Below are 23,285 nucleotides of genomic sequence, written 5' to 3'. Positions count from 1 at the left end.
TATGTCACAGCAAAATACGCCCACCGCGAAAACCGCCACAGTATTATTGATTGACGATCATCCGCTATTACGTAACGGCATCAAAGAGCTGCTGGAACTGAACAGTGAGATTAAAGTTATTGCACAGACCAATAATGGTCACGAGGGTGTGGCACTGGCTCAGCAACATGATCCCGATTTAATTTTGCTGGATATCAACATGCCGCAGGTTGATGGACTGGAAACACTTAAGTTACTGCGCGCACAAGGTATAACCAGCCGCATTGTTATTTTCACCGTGTCAAATTATGAAGAAGATGTGATAAAAGCAATGAAACTGGGCGCCGACGGCTATCTGCTCAAAGATATGGAGCCGGAAGATATGCTGGACGCCATTGAGCAAATTTGTTTGGGAAAAGTGGTGGTAAGCCCGGAGGTGATAACCATTCTCGCCACCAGTCTGCGCAGCCATAAACCCAGTAGCGCGCACCCGCTTGAAGATCTGACTGTACGTGAAAAAGAGATCCTGAAGCTCATTGCCGAGGGGCTGGCCAATAAACTGATCGCACGTCGGCTAAAAATTGCCGAAAGTACCGTGAAAGTTCATGTTAAACACTTACTCAAAAAACTGAATCTGCGTTCGCGGGTTGAAGCGGCAGTCCTGGTACATCAGGAAGGGGGATTATAAGTATTAACAGCGGTTGACTGGGCTAACCAAACCAACCGCTTTACTGAGCTGTCGGTTACCGACGTGAGCGTACTATCTGGTAGCGGCGCGTGAGGTATTCAACCGGTACACTCCAGATATGCACCAGCCGGCAAAACGGGAACAAAACAAACAGGGTCATCCCCAGCACGATGTGTACCCGGTAAATCCATGCCACGCCATCGAGCCAGGCACTGGCACCGGACTGAAACGTGACCACAGCCTGCGCCCAGTGCACTAATTTCATCATTTCCTGGCCATCCATATGTTGGGCGGAAAAAGGAATCGTTAATAGCCCCAGGCACGCCTGAACCACCAGCAATGTCAGAATAAGGATATCGGCAAACGAAGACGTTGCCCGAATCCGTGGGTTGGTCAGGCGGCGTTTCAGTAACAACCCACCACCCACAACTGTCATCACACCGCAAATTCCGCCAGCAATCATGGCGAGTTTTTGCTTGGTAGCGATGGGCAGAAACGATTCGTACACCCAGTGAGGAGTGAGCAAACCAAAGAAATGACCGCCAAGGATACCGATAATCCCAATATGGAACAGGTTAGAAGCCAGGCGCATACCGCGCTTATCCAGCATCTGGCTGGAACCGGCACGCCAGGAATATTGCCCATAGTCATATCTGAGCCAGCTCCCCACCAGGAAGATAGTCGCAGCCAGATAAGGATAAATATCAAAAAAGAATCCATTGATATAGTTCATTTCTGTTCTCCGGTTAACATACCGACATGCACATACTGAGGGTGAACGCGCTCATTTTGCTGGTGTCGGGGGCCGTGGGATTCATTACCGCCACAATTCGCTTCACTCATAAAACTCACCTGCTCTTCTTCCCAGACTTTATCAAGCGCTTCCGGGGTGTCATCCCGCGATTCCTGGCGTACTTTTTGCCGTAAGGCGTCATAGTCGACATCAACGGTGTCTCCGGCGAGCTCACCAAGGAGCGTGAACAGGGCAGCATAGCCACTCCCCCGCTCATCAAGGCGTGTTGCCAGTAATGCCAGAATCGGCGCAATATCCACCAGCCCTTGTCTTGCTTCGTGGCTATCAAGACTCGCCAGGTATTCAAGATACAAGGGTAAATAATCCGGTAACTCCCGGCTGTCTAACGTCAGGCCAGCGCGCTGATACTGGTTAAGTAAGTCCACCATCGCCTGGCCGCGTGCGCGTGAGTCACCATGAACATGCTCGAATAATAAGAGCGACAAAGCGCACCCACGGTCGAACAGTGCACAATATTGCGCCTGAGCAGCCAGCAATGAACCGGCGAACAGTTGGTCCATGAATGCATGGAGGAGCTGTTTATGTCGTACTGACAACGGGCATTCTTCTACGGCACAACGCAGTGCCTCCTGATGCTGCCAGAGCGCTTCATCCGGGTAATCCATGAGCCGGGCAATAATTGTCAGCGTTGTCATGAGCGATCCTTTTTGTCTGCGGTAATGTCAATCGCGTCAATGCGCTTGCTGTTAAACAAGTTGAAGCGGGTATCACTGCCATGGCAGCCATCGCCAAAACTGAAGCCGCAACCTTTGCTTTCCGGGAACGCCTCACGCGCCAGTTCACGGTGTGAAGATGGCACCACAAAACGGTCCTCGTAGTTCGCGATAGCCAGATAGCGGTACATTTCCTGTGCCTGCTGCTCACTCAGGCCTACAGCATCAAGGGCACGGGTATCTGTATGTTTATCAACGGTTTCTGCCCGTTTATAATGGCGCATCGCCAGTAAGCGTTTCAACGCACGCAACACCGGAGCGGTATCACCCGCCGTTAACAAGTTTGCCAGGTACTGAACCGGAATACGCAGGCTGTCGACATCCGGTAAAATACCGTCATCGCCCAGATAACCGGCATCTGCGGCAGACTGAATCGGCGATAAAGGCGGGACATACCACACCATGGGTAACGTGCGATATTCAGGATGCAGCGGTAAAGCCAGTTTCCAGTCCATTGCCATTTTGTATACCGGTGAACGTTGCGCTGCTTCTATCACACTGAGCGCAATCCCTTGTTTACGGGCCTCTTCAATAATCGCCGGGTCGTGAGGATCGAGAAAAACATCCAGTTGATTTTCATAGAGTTTCTCCGGGTCTTCCACTGAAGCCGCCTGGGCGATTCTGTCGGCATCGTAAAGCAATACGCCCAGATAGCGAATGCGCCCGACACAGGTTTCTGAGCAGACCGTTGGCATGCCCGATTCAATACGCGGGTAGCAGAAAATACATTTTTCGGATTTGCCGCTTTTCCAGTTGAAGTAAATCTTTTTGTACGGGCAGCCTGTCAGGCACATCCGCCAGCCACGGCATTTGTCCTGGTCAATCAGTACAATGCCGTCTTCTTCACGTTTATAAATCGCGCCGCTCGGACAGGTGCCCACGCAAGCCGGATTTAAGCAGTGTTCACACAGGCGAGGCAGATACATCATGAATGTATTTTCAAACTGCCCATACATCGCTTTTTGCATTTCGCCAAAGTTGTAGTCAGCCGAACGTTTGGCAAATTCACCACCGAGAATTTCTTCCCAGTTTGGGCCGCCATTAATTTTGTCCATCCGCTGGCCTGTTATCTGCGAACGGGGCCGCGCTGTAGGCTGGTGCCGTCCTCGTTTGGCATTGTGCAGGTGTTCGTAGTCAAAGGTAAATGGCTCGTAGTAGTCATCAATAGTGGGCATATCCGGGTTATTGAATAAGCGCGAGAGCACACCCACACGGTTTCCCATTCTGGGTTCCAGTTTGCCTTTGATATTGCGTATCCAGCCGCCTTTCCAGCGTTCCTGGTTTTCCCAGTCCGTGGGGTAACCTGTTCCGGGTTTGGTCTCTACATTATTGAACCAGGCGTATTCCATGCCTTCACGGCTGGTCCAGACATTTTTGCAGGTAACCGAACAGGTATGACAGCCGATACATTTATCCAGGTTAAGTACCATGCCGACTTGTGAACGAATTTTCATTCTGGCTTCTCCTGCAGTGTTGTTGAAGAAGGATGCTGAACCACATCGTTTTTCTCGTCATCAAGCCAGTTAACCTGATGCATACGTCTGACCACCACGAATTCATCGCGGTTTGATCCAACAGTGCCGTAGTAGTTAAAGCCATAAGCCAGTTGAGCATACCCACCAATCATATGGGTAGGTTTGGGGCAGACACGGGTCACCGAGTTATGAATCCCACCACGCTGCCCGGTAATTTCTGAACCTGGCAGGTTCACCAGGCGTTCCTGCGCGTGGTACATCATCACCATGCCTTGTGGGATACGCTGGCTGACCACCGCACGCGCTGTCAGCGCGCCATTTTTATTGAACGCTTCTATCCAGTCGTTATCGGCGATGCCCAGCGTTTTGGCATCGGTTTCACTTATCCAGACAATTGGCCCGCCGCGTGACAACGTCAGCATTAACAGGTTTTCACTGTAGGTGGAATGAATGCCCCATTTCTGGTGCGGAGTAATGAAATTCAGTGCCAGCTCAGGGTTACCATTGCTCTTCGCCCCTATCATACCGGCCACACTTCGGGTATCGATGGGCGGTCGCCAGGCTATCAGGCTTTCACCGAAGTCACGCATCCAGGGGTGATCCTGGTAAAACTGCTGGCGGCCTGTCAGTGTGCGCCAGGGGATCAACTCATGCACATTGGTATAACCGGCATTGTAGGAAACATGCTCATCTTCCAGCCCTGACCAGGTAGGGCTGGAGATTATTTTGCGTGGTTGTGCCTGAATATCGCGAAAGCGGATTTTCTCTTCTTCTTTGTTACGTGCCAGATGCGTGTGATCACGCCCGGTTATCTGCCCCAACGCCTGCCAGGCTTTTACGGCAACCTGGCCGTTGGTTTCCGGCGCAAGCGTCAGGATCACTTCTGCGGCATCAATAGCGGAATCAATTCTTGGCCGCCCCTGGCTTGCCCCTGTTTGCTGGACATAATTGAGCTTTTTCAGCAACGCCACTTCGCTCTCTGTGTTCCAGTTAATGCCTTTACCGCCGTTACCCTGTTTATCCAGTAATGGCCCAAGTGAAGTAAAACGCGCATAGGTGGCCGGGTAATCGCGCTCGACCGCAATCAGATGCGGGGCCGTTTTACCCGGAATGAGATCACACTCACCTTTTTTCCAGTCCTGGACGTTATATGGCTGGCCCAGTTCGGCCGGTGAATCATGCTGAATTGGCAACGTCACCAAATCTGTTTCAACGCCCAAATGCCCCGGGCAAAGTGTTGAAAAAGCCTGAGCGATGTCTTTATATATTTCCCAGTCTGAACGCGCTTCCCAGGCCGGATCAACAGCCGCGCTGAGCGGATGAATAAATGGATGCATATCCGAAGTATTCATGTCGTCTTTTTCATACCAGGTCGCCGTTGGCAGCACAATGTCTGAGTACAAACAGGTACTGGACATACGAAAATCCAGGGTGACAACCAGATCCAGTTTGCCTTCTGTCGCGTTATCCTGCCATTCCGCCTCCTGCGGATGGCACTTGCCTTCCTCGCCTAAATCACGCCCCTGAATACCGTGTTCAGTGCCCAGCAGATACTTGAGGAAGTATTCATGACCTTTGCCCGATGACCCAAGCAGGTTAGAGCGCCAGATAAACAGGTTCCGGGGATAGTGCTGTTCCGGCTGCTCGGCAGCAAAGCGAATTGTGCCTTCTTTGAGCGCCTTCACGGTGTATTCCTGAATGGATAACCCGGCCGCACTGGCCGCACCGGCAATATGCAGAGGGTTAACATTTAATTGCGGTGAGGAGGGTAACCAGCCTAACCGTTCCGCTTTAATATTCAGGTCAATCAAATGCGCACTGTAGCGCGTAGCGTCTGCCAGGGGAGATAACAGTTCATGTGCATTGAGCGATTCATAGCGCCACTGGCTGCTGTGGTTATAGAAAAACGAGGTGCTGTTCATATGGCGGGGAGGTTTTTGCCAGTCAAGGGCAAAAGCCAGCGGCTGCCAGCCAGTTTGTGGGCGTAATTTCTCTTGCCCCACATAGTGCGCCCAGCCGCCACCGCTCTGCCCGACACAACCACAGAACACCAGCATATTAATCAGACCACGGTAGGCCATGTCCATGTGATACCAGTGGTTAAGCCCGGCACCAACAATAATCATCGAACGCCCGTGGGTTTTCTCTGCGTTATCGCCAAATTCACGGGCAATACGAATGATCTCCTGACGAGGAACGCCGGTAACCGCTTCCGCCCAGGCAGGAGAATAGGCTTTCATGTCATCGTAGCCAGATGCGCAGTTAGCATCATTAAAACCACGGTCAACCCCGTAGTTTGCCAGCATCAAATCATAAACACTGGTAACCAGGCCCTGTTCGCCATTGGCCAGTTCAATACGTTTTACCGGCACCTGATGGACAATGACGTCGCTAAGTGCAACCGAGGTAAAATGTTCATGCTCCGTCGCGCCAAAATACGGGAAAGCGACTGCAACCTGTTCCCCGGACGCCACACCCAGTTGCAACGTAACCGGTTTTTTCTGGTGGCCGGCAGTGGCTTCCAGGTTCCATTTACCTTGTTCACCCCAGCGGTAACCGACTGACCCCTGAGGCGCGACCAGCTCACCATTGTCCTGGTTAATAGCCACTGTTTTCCATTCAGGGTTATTGGGCTCATCAAGGTTATCCACTAAGTCTGACGCGCGCAGAAAACGCCCTGCCTGATAGACACCTTCAACCGAAGGGTCGAGCATAACCAGCATTGGCATATCTGAGTAACGACGCAGATAATTCTGGAAGTACTCACTCTGGCGTTTAACGTGAAACTCACTGAGTAATACATGCCCCATAGCCAGCGCCAGCGCGCTGTCTGTTCCCTGTTGAGGACGGAGCCAGTGATCGCACAGCTTGGCGATTTCGGCATAATCTGGCGTTACCGCAACGGTTTTTGTACCCTTGTAGCGAACTTCAGTAAAGAAGTGTGCATCGGGTGTACGGGTTTGCGGCACATTTGAGCCCCAGGCGATGATATAAGAAGCGTTATACCAGTCGGCAGATTCAGGCACATCGGTCTGTTCTCCCCAGGTTTGCGGGCTGGAAGGCGGCAGGTCGCAATACCAGTCATAAAAACTCAGGCAGGTTCCACCAATTAATGACAAGTAGCGTGCGCCGGATGCGTAAGAGACCATCGACATCGCCGGTATTGGCGAGAAACCGGCCACGCGATCGGGCCCATGGGTTTTCGCCGTGTACACGTTCGCCGCCGCAATGAGCTCATTCACTTCCTGCCAGTGGCTACGCACAAAACCGCCACGGCCACGCGCTTTTTTGTAACGCGCCGCTTTTTCTGGCTGTGTGACAATCGCGGCCCAGGCATCAACAGGATCCGGATGCTGTTGTTTCGCTTCGCGCCACATTTCAATCAGGTTTGAGCGCACCATCGGGTACTTTAATCGGTTAGCGCTGTAGAGATACCAGGAATAACTTGCGCCACGAGGGCATCCTCGCGGTTCATGGTTGGGCAGGTCCGGGCGGGTTCGCGGGTAGTCGGTCTGCTGGGTTTCCCAGGTCACCAGGCCATTTTTGACATAAATTTTCCAACTACAGGACCCGGTACAGTTAACACCGTGTGTTGAACGTACTATCTTGTCATGCTGCCAGCGGTTACGGTATCCCTCTTCCCAGTCCCGGTTGACAGACAACGTCTGCCCGTGATCACCAGAAAAAGTGTCACCCAATTGTTTAAAATAGCGAAAGCGGTCCAGAAACTTACTCATCTGGCTTTCTCCGTATTGTCAGTGCCAGGCACATAGGGTTTATTGATGACGATGCCGGTGGCATGGTCGATATTTCCCACATTAGCGTCTGTGAGGGTTATAAAATTGACACGGATCAAAATGAACCTGGCAGGGAAATAACGCTTCAGGTTGACTACTCCCTTAGGGGTAGTTATTTTTAATATTCAATATATTGATTTAAATGGTTTTTTTATAAAACAGATTATTTATTACACAATAAAAACACACCACAACTATTGAGTGGTAGAACGTCTAAAAATAGACTACCAGCACCACTGATTAGCCCCTGTGCATTCGCAGAACTGAGATTATTGTGATTTCTTATCTTATTACTCATTCTTTCCGTAAATAATAACCGTATCATTCTGTAATAGAGAATCATTTTAATCACGATGTAAAAGCAAGTTATTATTCACACGGATAATTAATACACTAAAAAACAAAAAACGGGCTTTTCAGCCCGCTATATTTTGTCACTTTATTAATAACACAGGGTTGTGCGTTATGCTTTTTGTCTGGTCGCCATGCCCTGGTTGATACGCCGCCCATATACGCACCATGTAATGACAATACAAACCACGTAAAACACCAGAAATACTTTCAACGCGCCCAGGGGGGACCCCGTCCAGCTCAGTGACAAACCAAACGCCCGGGGAATAAAAAAGCCCCCGGCTGCGCCGATGGCAGAAATAAAGCCCAGTGCCGCCGCAGTATCGGTTCCTGCCCGGCGTGTTGCGTCTTCTTCGGGCAACCCTTTATTCAGTGCATGTTGCATCACAACTCGGCGGAAAATGACTGAAATCATCTGGAATGTCGAACCACTGCCTAATCCGGCTGTAATAAATAAACACATGAATACCGCAAAAAATAACCAAAAGCTTCCGTGTGTATTTCCCCCAGGCAAAGCAAAGAAGACCAGCCCGGTAAATAATGCCATTGCAATGAAATTGACAGTCGTCACCTTAATGCCCCCCAGCTTATCCGATAAGCTTCCCCCTATCGGGCGGGCCAGTGCGCCAATCAATGGGCCAAAAAAGGCATAATGCATCACCGCAATATCCGGAAACTGCGTCTTCGTCAGCATGGCAAATCCGGCAGAAAAACCGATGAATGAACCGAATGTGGCCAAATACAGAATACTCAGGATCCACAAGTGGGGCTGTCTGAGTACCGGCAACTGTTCCACAATTGATGCTTTCGCACTGTGCAGGTCATTCATGCCAATCCAGGCCGCAATTGTCGCCAGCAGGATAAAGGGCACCCAAATCCAGGCGGCGTTTGCCAGCCAGAGGCTACCCCCATCCGCCAGCGGCGTGGCTTCAGTAAAGGAACCAAAAACCGCCACGGAGATAACCAAAGGCACCACCAGTTGCATCACGCTGACACCCAGGTTACCCAGCCCGCCATTTAACCCCAGAGCCTTACCTTGCTGGGCTTTCGGGTAGAAAAAGCTGATATTTGCCATGCTGGATGCAAAATTCCCCCCTGCCAGACCACACAACAGCGCGATGATGATAAAGGTTTGAAATGATGTCTCAGGATGCTGAACCGCATAGCCGAGCCACAGGCAGGGTATGGCAAGAATAAAGGTACTGATAGCCGTCCAGCGGCGCCCGCCGATAAGTGGTACAACAAAGGAATAAGGTACTCTCGCCAGAGCACCGGAAACCGAAGGTAGTGCGGTCAATAAAAACAACTGATCCGTCGTAAAGTGAAACCCGGCCCGGTTAAGATTGACAGCGACTGAAGAAAAAATCATCCAGACACAAAATGATAACAGTAAGCAGGGAATAGAAATCCACAAATTGCGGCGGGCTGTTCTTTCTCCCTGAGTTCGCCAGAATGTTTCATTTTCTGGCGCCCAGTTAGCTAAAACAGCCCCATTAGCTGACTTTTGAGTCTTAGGGGGGTTCGCTTGCATAAAGACATCCTCATAAATAGCGCATCACTTAAGCGCTTTTACGTTTATCCCGTAGCCTTTATGTTGATATGTATCAAAATCATGCCAGGCCCTGCCGGGAGCCTGCCCTGGCTCTACTCCCCATGGCTAACCACAACTTATCTTGTAACGTTATGATTTAAAATGATTATAATTTTTCAGCAGTTATCAACCTGATAGCCATTATGCCCCCTGACTTATTGGGAGTACTCATTTAGGAGTAGTCGACCAAAATACTCACTATTTGCCTCAGGCAGCAAAACGCCCTCTGCAGAGCGGTTATTTCAACCCAAGCCGTTTTGCCAGCCGGTGCAAGTTTGCCACATCCAGTGAAAGTGCACGGGCGGCTGCAGCCCAGTTATGCTGGTGACTATTGAGCGCCTGGCGAATAATATTGCGCTGAAAGTCATCAGTAGCCGCGCGCAACGGGCTGCATGTTAACAATGCAGGCCCGGATGGCTCACCGAATGCGACCGCATTGGCGGGCTGGGTACTTGTTAATGAGAAATGAGCCGGCGTGAGCATCACTTCCGCGTCACCTCGGGTGGCCCGGGCAATGAGCACGGCCCGATAAATCGCATGTTCCAGTTCACGCACATTGCCAGGCCAGGTATGAGCGCTCAGTACAGCCAGGGAATCAGGGCTTAATGCGACAGACTGCAACCCAAATCGCCCACGGCACCGCTCACAAAAAAACCCCGCCAGTAAAGCGATATCCTCACCCCGTTCCCGCAATGGCGGTACCCGTACCGGGAACACACTAAGGCGATGAAATAAATCCGCCCTGAAACGCCCGGCCAGCACTTCCGCTTTTAAATCGCGGTTTGTAGCGGCGAGCACTCTCACATCCACCCGTGAGTTTTTGTCGTCCCCGACGCGCTGAATATCGCCATATTGCAATACCCGCAGCAATTTAGCCTGCAAAGATAATGGCAGCTCACCAATCTCATCAAGAAATAATGTACCGTTATTGGCCCGCTCAAATTTCCCCTGTCGGTCACTGATTGCGCCAGTAAACGCACCTTTCACATGCCCAAAGAGTTCACTTTCCGCCACACTTTCCGGTAAAGCGGCACAATTTAAATACACCATGGGCTGGTGAGCCCGGTCAGACCCTTCATGGATAGCACGCGCCACCAACTCTTTGCCGGTACCGGTTTCGCCATTAATAAGCACCGTCAGATCAGATGCCGCCACCACACTGATTTCGTGACGTAACTGAGTAACAGGTACTGAAAGCCCCACTATCTCCGTACTCTCTTCTGTGGAAGACAAGGGAGGCAGTGCTGCCTCGTTACTGCTCAGGCTCTGGCTTTCCAGTTGCTTTATTAACAAGGCATTCTTAAGTGTGTTCGCCGCCAGTACCGCAATAAGCCACAGTTCATCGTTGCTGAGGTGGTCAAAGCACACCGCATTCATACTGTCCAGCGTCAGCGCGCCCACCAGACGTTCATCATCAAACAGAGGCAACCCGACACAGGCGTGGACTTTTAATTGTTCCTGCCCAGGAATCAGTCCGTCATAAGGGTCGGGTAACCCGCTGTCAGCCGGAAAACGCACCACGTTCCCGGCCCGAGCTATGGCCTCAAGGCGCGGGTGGCTGGCAGGATCAAATCGCCTGCCCAGAACATCGGGAGAAAGACCATGAATCGCCAGTGGACGAAACTGGCGATGTTCATACAACAGCAACGCACAGGCATCGCAGACAAGAACACGCTGCAGCAGGTTAACCAGCCGCTGAAAGCGTACCTCACAGGTTCCCCCCTGGTTTAACTCCCCGGCAATATCCGCTAACTGGCGAATCTGAAGCGGCATAACAGTCTCCTGGCGTAGTCATTATGACAACTCATACTGTCATAATGACTTTTTAAGTGATAGTCAAAAAGACCATTTCATTGAACACTGCAAATACAAAAATAAATAAAAACAATAATTTAAAAATTGGCACAGGTATTGCTATTTATCTGGTCATAACAGACACACAATGATATTCACTGAGGGTTTTATGACTGTTCATGTAAAAAATAACATTTTTTGGGTTGGTCAACGGGACTGGGAAGTCCGTGATTTTCACGGCACGGAATACAACACCACCAAAGGCAGTAGTTATAACAGTTATCTGATTAAAGAAGAGAAAACCGTGCTGATTGACACGGTTGATCATAAATTCAGCCGGGAGTTTGTACGCAACCTCCAGACTGAGACAGACCTGCGTACTCTGGATTACATCATTATTAACCATGCTGAAGAGGATCATGCTGGCGCACTCACTGAGCTGATGGCTCTGATCCCTGACACACCTGTCTACTGTACCGCTAATGCAATTGATTCGATTAATGGCCACCATCACCACCCGGAATGGCATTTCAACGTCGTCAAGACAGGCGATACGCTGGATATTGGCAATGGTAAGCAACTGGTGTTTGTTGAAACCCCGATGCTGCACTGGCCTGACAGTATGATGACTTACCTGACTGGCGATGGGGTGTTATTCAGTAATGATGCTTTCGGCCAGCACTACTGTGATGAACATTTGTTTAATGATGAGGTGGATCAAACTGAGCTGTTTGAACAATGTCTGCGTTATTTTGCCAATATCCTGACGCCGTTCAGCCGCCTTGTTGCGCCTAAGGTAACAGAGTTGTTGGGATTTAACTTACCCGTCAACATGATAGCAACCTCACACGGCGTGATTTGGCGCGATAACCCGGCACAAATTATCGAACAGTATCTGCAATGGTCTGCCGATTTTCAGGAAGACCGCATTACGCTGTTTTATGACACCATGTCCAACAATACCCGCATGATGGCGGATGCCATTGCTCAGGGGATCCACGAAGCCGACCCGCGTGTAACCGTCAAAATTTATAATGTTGCCCGCCACGATAAGAATGAAATTCTGACCAGTTTATTTCGCTCCAAAGGCATCCTGGTAGGATCCTCCACCATGAATAACGTCATGATGCCCAAAATCGCCGCAATGCTGGAAGAAATCACCGGGTTACAATTCAGAAACAAGAAAGCTTCCGCTTTTGGCAGTTATGGCTGGAACGGTGGCGCAGTGGATAGAATTCAGACCCGGTTGACAGATGCCGGTTTTGAAACTGCATTATCCTTAAAAATCAAATGGCGCCCTGATGACACTCTGCTGGAAGCCTGCCGTGAACATGGGCGCAAACTTGCTCACTTATGGGCACTTTCCCCCATACCGTCCAGGGAATCCTCAACCCTGGACAGCGCGCTGACTCCACAGCAAACAGAAGAAAATAGCACCTGTATGCAATGCAGTGTTTGCCAGTGGATTTACAACCCCCGACTGGGTGAACCCGTGCAAGGCATTGCGCCAGGAACACCATGGGACCAGGTACCCGAAACCTTTCTCTGCCCAGAATGTGGGCTGGGGAAAGTCGTATTTGATGAGCTCTGTGTGGAGGCGTTATGAGTGACAATGTCGTCATTATTGGCTCCGGTTTTGCCGCCAGACAACTGGTCAAACACATTCGTAAGCTTGATGCTCATCTGCCGGTAACACTGATTGCCGGCGACAGTGCTGACGAATACAACAAACCCGAGTTAAGTCATGTTATTAGCCGTGGGCAACACGCCGATGATTTGACGCGCCAGACAGGTGCGGCATTTGCCCAGGCCTTTAACCTTACACTGCACGCCCACACCCAGGTGACAAGCCTCGATCCGCAACGAAAAACGGTGAGTGGTGGCGGGCAAACCTGGGCGTACAGTAAGCTGGTGCTGGCAACAGGCGCCAGGGCGCGAATCCTTCCGGTGCCTGGCGGTGAGGACATGATAACGCTGAATAGCCAGGCTGAATTCCGTCGTTACGAAACACGGCTCTTTGATGCCCGGCGCATATTGGTAGTCGGAGGAGGATTAATTGGTTGTGAGCTGGCAATGGATCTGTGCCGCGCCGGTAAGCAGGTGACCCTGGTTGATAAAGCACCGGCGATACTGCCTGCGTTACTGCCCGTTCACCTGAGCGCTCCGCTTCACTGTGCACTGACGAAAGCCGGAGTCACAGTGCTCACCGGGCAACAATTACACTGTATTGAGCCGCATGCCGACGGGCTCCGAATAAGCCTGGAAAAGGGGATTCAGTTTAGCGTTGACGACGTTATTTCCGCGACCGGGTTGCAGCCTGAAACAACACTCGCCAGGCAAGCGGGTTTAGCGGTTAATCAGGGCATTCAGGTCAATCAAAAATTGCAAACCAGCGACCCGGCTATTTTTGCTCTTGGCGACTGCGCGGAAATCAATGGGCAGTGCCTGCCCTACCTCCAGCCAGGCCAACTCAGCGCACTAACCCTGGCTCAAAACCTGACAGGTCAGGATGTGACGCTTTCCCTGCCACCAGCGCTGGTGAAGGTAAAAACGCCGTCATTGCCATTACAGTTAGCCGGGCAGCCATTACGGGAAGATTTGCACTGGAAAATTGCTGTCACAACCAACGGGATGGCTGCACAAGGCTACGATAACGATGAAACCCTGTGTGCTTTTGTCGCCAGCGAGGAACGGATACCTGAATCCTTTGGCTGGTTACGTCAACTGGCTGGTGCATAAACCACGAGCGTTCACCACGCAATGCAAAGACGTTAAATATACTCAGTGGGCAGGGATTGGCCTGCTCCACTGGGTGAGCCCCTGACTGCGGATGCAGGGTACCGCACTGGGTAAACATCGGACTTTTTACGCCCACGCTTTTTTTACCCCACGCCGCCATAATCCATTTGCCGCAAAGCTGACATTCCGCTAAAGTCCTGCCCCTTCTTCACTGGCATGGGGATAATGAGGCATTATGTTTATTGGTTTTGATTACGGTACAGCGAACTGCTCCGTGGCGGTGATGCGTGATGGCAAACCCACAATGTTAAAACTGGAAGGCGACAGTGTTTTATTGCCTTCCATGTTAAGTGCGCCTGCACGTGAAGCCGTCAGTGAATGGCTTTATCGCCACCAGAATGTAAGCTTTGAAGACGCGGAATCTGCGGCGTTGTTACGCCGGGCTATCAGTGCCAACCGCTTAGAAGATATCGAAGTGACTGCGCAGAGTGTCCAGTTCGGGCTGACATCACTGCGCCAGTATATAGAAGACCCGGAAGAAGTCTGGTTTGTTAAATCACCCAAGTCATTTCTTGGCGCGAGTGGGTTAAAACCCCAGCAAGTCGCGTTCTTCGAAGACCTGGTGTGCGCCATGATGCGCCATATACGCCAGCAGGCCGAAAACCAGTTACAGGAAACAGTCAGCCAGGCAGTTATTGGCCGCCCGATTAACTTCCAGGGGTTGGGTGGCGAAGAAGCCAACCAACAGGCTCAGGGTATTCTGGCCCGGGCAGCGGCGCGTGCCGGCTTCAGCGATGTTGAATTCCAGTTTGAACCTGTTGCTGCCGGGCTTGATTATGAAGCCTCGCTGAGCCAGGAACAGCGCGTGCTGGTTGTGGATATCGGTGGGGGTACCACCGACTGCTCTTTCCTGTTGATGGGCCCGCAATGGCACAACCAGTCTGCGCGTGAATCCAGCCTGATTGGGCACAGTGGTTGCCGCGTTGGGGGCAATGATCTGGATATCATGCTGGCATTTCGCCAGTTAATGCCCGCTCTGGGGATGGGTGGGCTCACCGAAAAAGGCATTGCGCTACCCATTCTTCCCTGGTGGAATGCCGTCGCGATAAACGATGTTCCGGCACAAACTGAGTTCTACAGTAAAGAAACCGGGCGGCTGTTGCAGGCCCTGATTCGTGATGCCCGCGAACCTGAGCAGGTGACTCGCCTGTTGAAAGTGTGGCGTAATCGCCTGAGTTACCGCCTGGTGCGCAGTGCGGAAGAAGCAAAAATAGCGCTTTCCCAGGCCGATGAAACCGGTACAACACTTGATTTCATCGCAGATTCGCTGGCTGTGGGTACACATAAGGCGGAACTGGAAAGCGCTATTGAGCAACCGCTGCAACGGATCCTTGAGCAGGTTAACCTGGCGCTTAGCCAGGCAGATACGCAGCCGGATGTGATTTACCTGACCGGCGGCAGCGCACGCTCGCCCATTATTCGCCAGGCGTTGCAACAAACACTGCCAGGTATTGCCATTGTCGGTGGCGATGACTTTGGCTCTGTTACAGCAGGCCTTGCCCGTTGGGCAGGGGTTATTTTCCGCTAACTGCCGGCCCCCGGCCCGGAGAGTGTTAAACCGTTCTCCGGGCCAGCAATATACTCACTGTTATGCATTTTTGGCGGCCTGCAACGCGTTTTGCGAGCCAGACTGAATAAATTTTTGTGATATAAAACGGCGTTCCAGACTGTTCCATACAGTCTTCCATTTTTCCTTCATTTTTATAGGTTCCCACCTCTTTAAACTAGTATGATTAACGCCCACTGGTTTTAAGGAAGAGACAACGATTCCATGAAGAGCGCGACAAAAACACGCTGGTATTTTGGTGCAGGGCTAACTATTGCCATTATTATTGCAGCCGTTTGGTACAACCGGCATGAAACAAATACCAATGGAGTGGATGGAACTAAAACCAGCCAGTCACGCCCGGGGAGTAATGGGCGCCATAGCATGCGCCCTCTTGCCCCTGTGCAGGCGGCCACAGCGCAAAGCCAGGCAGTGCCCCACTACCTGAGTGGGCTTGGAACCGTAACCGCAGCCAATACCGCCACAGTGCGCAGCCGGGTAAATGGGCAGTTAATTGCCATTCATTTTAAAGAAGGCCAGCAAGTAAACGCTGGCGACCTGCTGGCAGAAATTGACCCCAGTGAATTTACCGTTGCACTGGAACAGGCTGAAGGCCAGCTGGCAAAAGACCAGGCAACGCTGGCAAATGCCCGGCGTGACCTTGCGCGTTACCAGCAACTGGCAAAAACCAGCCTGGTTTCCCGCCAGGAGCTGGATGCCCAACAGGCGCTGGTCGCAGAAAGTGCTGGTACAGTAAAAGCAGACCAGGCAGCAGTTGACAGCGCCCGGTTACAACTGAGCTGGAGCCGGGTAACGGCACCCATTTCAGGGCGTGTTGGCCTGAAACAGGTTGATATCGGCAACCAAATTTCTACCAGCGATACCACCGGCATTGTGGTTATCACCCAAACGCATCCCATTGACGTTATTTTCACGCTCCCGGAAAGCGATATTGCGCAAATTGTCGCAGCACAACATGCCGGTAAAGCCCTTGAAGTGGATGCCTGGGATCGCACTAACACCAAAAAGCTTGCCAGTGGCGAATTGCTGAGCCTCGATAACCAGATTGATGCCACAACTGGCACCATCAAACTCAAAGCCCGTTTTACTAACGGCGACGACGCTCTGTTTCCCAACCAGTTTGTTAACGCACGCATGCTGGTTGATACCCAACAAAATGCGGTTGTTATTCCGGTTGCCGCCCTGCAAATGGGCAATGAAGGCAATTTTGTATGGGTGCTGAATAGCGAAAATAAAGTCAGTAAACATCTGGTAACGCCCGGCATTCAGGATAACCAGCAGGTGGTGATTACTGCCGGGATTTCTGTCGGAGACCGGGTAGTAACAGATGGTATAGACCGGTTAACTGAGGGTGTAACCGTTGAGGTCGTTGACCCACAACAGACATCGGCCCAGGCCGCTCAGCACCCGGCTGAAACCAGAAAATCGCACTCAGGCCAGCATAAAGGAGCGCGTTCCTGATGCAGGTATTACCACCCAGCACCACCGGCGGCCCTTCCCGGCAGTTTATTCTGCGCCCGGTAGCCACCACGCTGTTTATGGTGGCGATATTGCTTGCCGGGATAATCGGTTACCGTTTTCTGCCTGTTTCAGCGCTGCCAGAAGTGGATTACCCCACCATCCAGGTGGTCACGCTCTACCCGGGAGCCAGCCCGGATGTCGTGACCTCGGCCATTACTGCGCCACTGGAGCGGCAATTTGGGCAGATGTCTGGCCTGAAACAAATGTCATCGCAAAGTGCCGGGGGCGCTTCGGTGGTGACATTGCAGTTCCAGTTAACCCTGCCGCTTGATGTCGCTGAACAGGAGGTTCAGGCCGCGATTAACGCCGCCACCAGCCTGCTGCCCAACGACCTGCCCAACCCGCCGGTTTACAGTAAAGTTAACCCGGCAGACCCACCGATAATGACGCTGGCGGTAACCTCTTCCGCCCTGCCCCTGACCCAGGTGCAGGATTTAGTTGAAACCCGTATTGCCCAAAAAATTGCCCAGGTAAATGGCGTAGGTATGGTTGGGGTGTCTGGCGGGCAACGCCCGGCGGTGCGGGTTAAACTCAATGCCCAGGCGCTGGCCGGGCTGGGTATCAGCACAGAAACCGTGCGCAGTGCTATCAGCAACGCTAATGTGAATTCTGCTACTGGTAGTCTGGATGGCCCGGAGCGCGCAATTACTATTTCCGCCAACGACCAGATGAAAACGGTACAGGAATACCGCGACCTGATTATTGCATATGTTAACGGGGCTGCCGTGCGCCTTGGCGATGTCGCCACCGTTGAACAGGGGGCAGAAAATGCCTGGCTGGGTGCATGGTCTAACCATGAACCGGCTATTGTCATGAATGTTCAGCGCCAGCCTGGTGCCAATATTATTGAAACCGCCGACAGTATTCGCGCACTGCTACCCGGCCTGAAAGAAAGCCTGCCCAAATCTGTTCACCTGGCGCTGGTAGCCGACCGGACCAATAATATTCGGGCTTCAGTAGAAGATACCCAGTCTGAGCTGTTGCTGGCAATTGCGCTGGTAGTCATGATTATCTACCTTTTTTTGCGCAATGTTCCGGCCACAATTATTCCAGCAGTGGCCGTACCGCTTTCCCTTGTAGGGACTTTCGCGGTCATGGTGTTTCTCGATTTCTCCATCAACAACCTGACACTAATGGCTCTGACCATCGCTACCGGGTTTGTGGTGGACGACGCAATCGTGGTGATTGAAAACATCTCCCGGTATATCGAAAAAGGCGAAAAACCACTGGCGGCCGCACTGAAAGGTGCCGGGGAGATAGGCTTTACCATTATCTCGCTCACGGTGTCTCTGATTGCGGTACTCATTCCGTTGCTGTTTATGGGTGACATCGTGGGGCGGTTATTTCGGGAATTCGCCATCACCCTCGCTGTGGCAATTTTAATCTCGGCCGTGGTTTCGCTAACCTTAACGCCTATGATGTGCGCCCGTATGCTCAGCCATGAATCCCTGCGCAAACAAAACCGTTTTTCTCTGGCCTGCGAGCGTTTCTTTGAGTGGGTTATTGCCGGTTATGGCCGTGGGCTGAACCGGGTATTGCAACACCCGTGGCTCACGTTGAGTGTGGCATTTGGAACCCTGGCGCTGACTATTTTGCTGTGGGTCTGGATTCCTAAGGGATTTTTCCCGGTGCAGGATAACGGTATTATTCAGGGTACTTTGCAGGCTCCACAATCGGCTTCTTTTGCCAGTATGTCGCAGCGCCAGGCGCAGGTGGCCGAACTGCTTCTGAAAGACCCGGATGTAGCGAGCATGACCAGTTTTATTGGGGTGGATGGCACCAATCCGGCACTGAACAGCGCGCGCATCCAAATAAACCTGAAACCGCTCAGTGAGCGTGATGACAGGGTTTCTGAAGTAATTCAGCGCCTGCAGGATAAAGTAGCGACACTGCCCGGTGTCACGCTGTACCTGCAACCGGTACAGGACCTGACGATTGATACCACCGTCAGCCGCACGCAATACCAGTTTACCCTGCAGGCCAACACGCTGGATGCCCTGAGCACCTGGGTGCCCAGGCTGATGGCTCAACTAAAAACGCTGCCTGAACTGGCTGATGTCAGTAGTGACTGGCAGGACCAGGGCTTACAGGCCATGGTGACAGTGGATCGTGACAGCGCAAGCCGCCTGGGTATCTCAATGGCAGATGTAGACAATGCACTGTACAACGCCTTCGGCCAGCGCCTGATATCCACTATTTATACCCAGTCCAACCAGTATCGGGTGGTGCTTGAGCATGATACCCACAGCACACCAGGTCTGGATGCGCTCAGCGGTATCCGCCTGGTGAGCAGCAATGGCGGGATGGTGCCACTGAGCGCCATTGCCCAGGTTGAGCAGCGCCATATGCCGCTTACCATTAACCACCTGGACCAGTTCCCCTCTACCACCATTTCGTTCAATGTGGCAAAAGGATCCTCATTGGGCGAAGCCGTGGAAGCTATACTGGCCGCAGAAAAAGAGATGGATTTCCCGGCCGATATCATGACCGCCTTCCAGGGCAGTACACTGGCGTTCCAGGCGGCACTGAGCAGCACAGTGTGGCTGATTATTGCCGCCATTGCCGCAATGTATATTGTGCTGGGTATTTTGTACGAAAGCTTTATTCACCCAATAACCATACTGTCCACACTGCCTACCGCCGGGCTGGGCGCATTGCTGGCGTTTCTGGTTTCAGGCTATGAACTGGATGTGATTGCGATAATCGGCATTATTTTGCTGATTGGTATTGTGAAGAAAAACGCCATCATGATGATAGATTTCGCTCTGGCGGCAGAGCGCGAGCAAGGCATGCCACCACGCGAGGCGATTTACCAGGCCTGCCTGTTGCGTTTTCGCCCTATCCTCATGACTACCCTTGCCGCACTACTTGGCGCACTGCCACTGATGCTCAGTACCGGCGTGGGCGCAGAACTGCGTCGCCCGCTGGGAATAGGTATGGTGGGCGGTTTGCTGGTCAGCCAGGTGCTGACACTGTTTACCACCCCGGTTATCTATTTGCTGTTCGACCGCCTTTCTCATTGGCTGCGTAGCCGTTTGCCGCGCCACGAGGAGGCCTGAGTGCGCTTTTTTGCTCTGTTTATCTACCGCCCTGTTGCCACCATTCTGATTTCGGTGGCAATAACACTGTGTGGGGTTCTCGGGTTCAGGCTGTTGCCTGTCGCCCCTCTGCCCCAGGTGGATTTCCCGGTAATTATGGTAAGCGCGTCACTACCGGGGGCGTCGCCAGAAACCATGGCATCGTCGGTTGCCACACCGCTGGAACGCTCATTAGGCCGCATAGCCGGCATTAATGAAATGACGTCTACCAGCTCGCTGGGTAGCACCAGAATCATCCTGCAATTTGAACTCAGCCGGGATATTAACGGCGCGGCGCGGGATGTACAGGCAGCAATAAATGCCGCGCAAAGTTTGCTGCCAACCGGCATGCCTTCGCGGCCAACTTACCGTAAAGCTAACCCGTCAGATATGCCCATCATGATTCTGACGCTGACGTCCGACACGCTGTCGCAAGGGGAATTATATGATTTCGCCTCCACGCAACTGGCGCAAAATATTGCCCAGATAGATGGCGTTGGCGATGTGGATGTTGGTGGCAGCTCATTGCCTGCGGTTCGGGTGGATTTAAACCCACAGGCACTGTTTAACCAGGGTGTTTCGCTGGATGCCGTGCGAACTGCTATCAGTAACGCCAATGTGCGTAAACCTCAGGGCGCAATCGAAGACAACACCCATCGCTGGCAGTTACAAACCAATGATGAACTGAAAACAGCCGCTGAATACCGCCCGCTGGTTATTCATTACAACAATGGCGCAGCCGTGCGGTTAGGTGACGTAGCGAATGTCACTGACTCCGTGCAGGATGTACGCAATGCCGGGATGACCAACGCTCAGCCTGCTATATTGCTGATGATCCGTAAACTGCCTGAAGCCAATATTATTCAAACTGTTGACCGAATTCGTGCACGGCTGCCGGAGCTGGAGCAAACCATTCCGGCAGCCGTTAATGTTCACATAGCCCAGGACTCCTCTCCCACTATCCGTGCTTCACTTGCCGAAGTGGAGCAGGCACTGTGTATCTCGGTGGCGCTGGTTATCCTGGTGGTGTATCTGTTCCTGCGCTCCGGCCCGGCGACATTAATTCCGGCTGTGGCGGTGCCTGTCTCCCTGATAGGCACCTTTGCGGCCATGTATTTGTGCGGCTTCAGCCTGAACAACCTCTCGTTGATGGCGCTCACCATTGCCACCGGGTTTGTGGTGGATGATGCCATTGTGGTGCTGGAAAATATTTCCCGGCACCTGGAAGCCGGAGTAAAACCGTTACAGGCCGCGTTGCAGGGCGCCCGTGAAGTGGGCTTCACCGTGCTTTCTATGAGTGTTTCGCTGGTTGCTGTATTCCTGCCGTTATTGCTGATGGGCGGTTTGCCCGGCCGGTTATTCCGCGAATTTGCCGTCACACTTTCGGTGTCTATTGCAATTTCGATGGTGGTTTCCCTGACACTCACCCCCATGATGTGTGGCTGGCTGCTGAAAAACCCTAAACCCGGGGCTAAGCAACAAGGGGCGGGGCGTTTGATGCTGGCTGTGCAGGGTGGCTATGCCCGTTCGCTCGCCGTGGCACTGAAATACAAACGCCTCATAGGTGTGCTGCTTCTGGCGACAATCGGGCTCAATATCTGGCTGTATATCGCAGTACCCAAAACCCTGATGCCAGAACAGGATACCGGGCGAATCATGGGGAATATTCGCGCCGACCAGAGCATTTCATTCCAGGCAATGCGCGGCAAATTACAAGACTTCATGAAAATCATCCGTGAAGACCCGGCAGTAGATAACGTGACCGGTTTTACCGGGGGTTCCCGGGTTAACAGCGGCATGATGTTTATCTCGCTGAAGCCACGCAGTGAACGCAAAGAAACGGCGCAACAGGTGATAGACCGCCTGCGGGTAAAACTGGCAAAAGAGCCCGGCGCCACGCTGTTCTTAATGGCAATGCAGGATTTAAGAGTTGGTGGGCGGCAGGCAAATGCCAGCTACCAGTATACGCTTTTGTCAGACGACCTCAGCGCCCTGCGCATATGGGAGCCGAAGATTCGCCAGGCACTGGCCGCTCTGCCGGAACTCACTGATGTTAACTCAGACCAGCAGGACAAAGGCTCAGAACTGGCACTGACCTACGACCGTGCCACGTTATCGCGCCTGGGAATTAACGTGGCGGATGCCAATGGCCTGCTTAACAATGCCTTCGGGCAACGCCAGATTTCAACCATCTACCAGCCGATGAACCAGTACAAAGTGGTGATGGAAGTTGACCCCCGCTATACCCAGGATGCCAGCGCACTGGAGAAAATGTTTATTATCAACAGTGAAGGGAAACCCATTCCACTCTCGTGGTTCGCCAAATGGTTACCTGCCAATGCACCACTTTCGGTTAACCACCAGGGGCTTTCGGCTGCCTCAACCATTGCTTTTAACTTGCCTGATGGCGTGTCTTTATCGCAGGCCAGCGATGCCATTGACCGCACCATGACTGCACTGGGTGTACCGTCCAGTGTGCGTGGTACCTGGGCGGGTACTGCACAAATTTTCCAGCAAACAATGAACTCCCAGCTCATTTTGATTCTGGCCGCAATTGCCACAGTCTATATTGTGCTGGGTATGTTGTATGAAAGTTATATTCACCCGCTGACCATTCTTTCTACGCTGCCCTCTGCCGGGGTTGGTGCGTTACTGGCCCTGGAGATGTTCAGCACGCCTTTCAGCCTGATTGCGTTAATTGGCATTATGTTACTGATTGGTATCGTCAAGAAAAACGCCATTATGTTGGTTGATTTTGCCCTTGAAGCCATGCGTAGCAGCGATATTTCCGCGCAGGATGCCATTTTCCAGGCCTGCCTGCTGCGTTTCAGGCCCATTATGATGACAACGCTGGCGTCCATTTTCGGCGCACTGCCTCTGGTACTGGCAACCGGCGATGGCGCTGAATTACGCCAGCCGCTGGGGATTACTATTGTCGGTGGCCTGGTAGTAAGCCAACTGTTAACGCTGTATACCACCCCGGTGGTGTTTTTGTTTTTTGACCGTTTGCGGCCTGGCAGCCGGGCTCGGGAAAACCAACATGTACAACTGGCTGGTGAGTAACACTGGCTTTTTCACCCGCGAGGCTTATCACGCCGTAGCGGATATTGACTGAACTG

At 52.2% G+C, this 23,285-nt stretch carries 13 protein-coding genes; 7 read left to right on the top strand and 6 right to left on the bottom strand.

Going from position 1 to position 23,285, the window contains the following annotated elements; all coding sequences use genetic code 11:
- Position 1: 1 nt before the first annotated feature.
- Entirely contained in the window at positions 2-667 is a 666-nt protein-coding gene (gene narL, locus DES37_RS03265) for a two-component system response regulator NarL (protein WP_110024824.1), read from the top strand.
- A gap of 55 nt (positions 668-722) precedes the next feature.
- Here the strand turns inward: narL and narI are convergent, their stop codons facing one another.
- From narI to norR, 6 genes are all read right to left on the bottom strand, one after another.
- Positions 723-1,400: a respiratory nitrate reductase subunit gamma gene (narI, locus tag DES37_RS03260; RefSeq protein ID WP_064594827.1), complete on the bottom strand. Its 678-nt coding sequence runs from the start codon at positions 1,398-1,400 to the stop codon at positions 723-725.
- Entirely contained in the window at positions 1,397-2,116 is a 720-nt protein-coding gene (gene narJ, locus DES37_RS03255; protein ID WP_110024823.1) for a nitrate reductase molybdenum cofactor assembly chaperone, read from the bottom strand. The genes narI and narJ overlap by 4 nt, the downstream gene beginning before the upstream one ends.
- Complete coding sequence (gene narH / locus DES37_RS03250) at positions 2,113-3,648, bottom strand: nitrate reductase subunit beta (protein WP_110024822.1); 1,536 nt, start codon at positions 3,646-3,648, stop codon at positions 2,113-2,115. The genes narJ and narH overlap by 4 nt, the downstream gene beginning before the upstream one ends.
- Positions 3,645-7,406 carry a nitrate reductase subunit alpha gene (locus DES37_RS03245; protein ID WP_110024821.1) on the bottom strand — a complete coding sequence of 1,254 codons (3,762 nt, stop codon included), beginning with the start codon at positions 7,404-7,406 and terminating at the stop codon, positions 3,645-3,647. The genes narH and DES37_RS03245 overlap by 4 nt, the downstream gene beginning before the upstream one ends.
- A 523-nt stretch (positions 7,407-7,929) precedes the next feature.
- Positions 7,930-9,348 (bottom strand): NarK family nitrate/nitrite MFS transporter, encoded by a 1,419-nt coding sequence (locus tag DES37_RS03240; protein ID WP_110024820.1) that lies wholly within the window; start codon positions 9,346-9,348, stop codon positions 7,930-7,932.
- Positions 9,349-9,645: 297 nt separating this feature from the next.
- Positions 9,646-11,181 carry a nitric oxide reductase transcriptional regulator NorR gene (norR, locus tag DES37_RS03235; RefSeq protein WP_110024819.1) on the bottom strand — a complete coding sequence of 512 codons (1,536 nt, stop codon included), beginning with the start codon at positions 11,179-11,181 and terminating at the stop codon, positions 9,646-9,648.
- Positions 11,182-11,371: 190 nt separating this feature from the next.
- On the opposite strand from norR, the gene norV reads away from it, so the two are divergent.
- The 6 genes from norV (at position 11,372) to mdtC (ending at position 23,229) form a co-directional block, all read left to right on the top strand.
- The gene (norV, locus tag DES37_RS03230; protein WP_110025048.1) at positions 11,372-12,808 is read left to right on the top strand and encodes an anaerobic nitric oxide reductase flavorubredoxin; all 1,437 of its coding nucleotides are present in this window, start codon (positions 11,372-11,374) and stop codon (positions 12,806-12,808) included.
- The gene (gene norW / locus DES37_RS03225) at positions 12,805-13,941 is read left to right on the top strand and encodes an NADH:flavorubredoxin reductase NorW (protein WP_110024818.1); all 1,137 of its coding nucleotides are present in this window, start codon (positions 12,805-12,807) and stop codon (positions 13,939-13,941) included. Before norV ends, norW begins: the two co-directional genes overlap by 4 nt.
- 235 nt (positions 13,942-14,176) lie before the next feature.
- The gene (gene yegD, locus DES37_RS03220) at positions 14,177-15,529 is read left to right on the top strand and encodes a molecular chaperone (protein WP_110024817.1); all 1,353 of its coding nucleotides are present in this window, start codon (positions 14,177-14,179) and stop codon (positions 15,527-15,529) included.
- Between the two features lie 243 nt (positions 15,530-15,772).
- Positions 15,773-17,029, top strand: coding sequence for an MdtA/MuxA family multidrug efflux RND transporter periplasmic adaptor subunit (locus DES37_RS03215; protein ID WP_110024816.1), 1,257 nt, complete (start codon positions 15,773-15,775; stop codon positions 17,027-17,029).
- Positions 17,029-20,148, top strand: a complete 3,120-nt coding sequence (locus tag DES37_RS03210) for an MdtB/MuxB family multidrug efflux RND transporter permease subunit (protein WP_110024815.1) — start codon at positions 17,029-17,031, stop codon at positions 20,146-20,148. Before DES37_RS03215 ends, DES37_RS03210 begins: the two co-directional genes overlap by 1 nt.
- On the top strand, positions 20,149-23,229 hold the full coding sequence (gene mdtC, locus DES37_RS03205) for a multidrug efflux RND transporter permease subunit MdtC (RefSeq protein ID WP_110024814.1): 3,081 nt from the start codon (positions 20,149-20,151) through the stop codon (positions 23,227-23,229).
- Positions 23,230-23,285: the final 56 nt, after the last annotated feature.

Origin of the sequence: Mangrovibacter plantisponsor (assembly GCF_003182475.1) — a bacterium.
Classification (GTDB): Bacteria; Pseudomonadota; Gammaproteobacteria; order Enterobacterales; family Enterobacteriaceae; genus Mangrovibacter; species Mangrovibacter plantisponsor.
The sequence above is the reverse complement of the archived record's forward strand: the minus strand, read 5'-3'. Positions and strand labels throughout refer to the sequence as shown.

Bases quoted from the DNA above. Each gene is read 5' to 3' on its own strand.
- norR (WP_110024819.1), bottom strand. From the start codon at position 11,181: ATGCCGCTTCAGATTCGCCAGTTAGCGGATATTGCCGGGGAGTTAAAC.
- DES37_RS03215 (WP_110024816.1), top strand. From the start codon at position 15,773: ATGAAGAGCGCGACAAAAACACGCTGGTATTTTGGTGCAGGGCTAACT.
- narH (WP_110024822.1), bottom strand. From the start codon at position 3,648: ATGAAAATTCGTTCACAAGTCGGCATGGTACTTAACCTGGATAAATGT.
- norW (WP_110024818.1), top strand. From the start codon at position 12,805: ATGAGTGACAATGTCGTCATTATTGGCTCCGGTTTTGCCGCCAGACAA.
- narI (WP_064594827.1), bottom strand. From the start codon at position 1,400: ATGAACTATATCAATGGATTCTTTTTTGATATTTATCCTTATCTGGCT.
- DES37_RS03245 (WP_110024821.1), bottom strand. From the start codon at position 7,406: ATGAGTAAGTTTCTGGACCGCTTTCGCTATTTTAAACAATTGGGTGAC.
- DES37_RS03210 (WP_110024815.1), top strand. From the start codon at position 17,029: ATGCAGGTATTACCACCCAGCACCACCGGCGGCCCTTCCCGGCAGTTT.
- DES37_RS03240 (WP_110024820.1), bottom strand. From the start codon at position 9,348: ATGCAAGCGAACCCCCCTAAGACTCAAAAGTCAGCTAATGGGGCTGTT.
- narL (WP_110024824.1), top strand. From the start codon at position 2: ATGTCACAGCAAAATACGCCCACCGCGAAAACCGCCACAGTATTATTG.
- norV (WP_110025048.1), top strand. From the start codon at position 11,372: ATGACTGTTCATGTAAAAAATAACATTTTTTGGGTTGGTCAACGGGAC.
- narJ (WP_110024823.1), bottom strand. From the start codon at position 2,116: ATGACAACGCTGACAATTATTGCCCGGCTCATGGATTACCCGGATGAA.
- yegD (WP_110024817.1), top strand. From the start codon at position 14,177: ATGTTTATTGGTTTTGATTACGGTACAGCGAACTGCTCCGTGGCGGTG.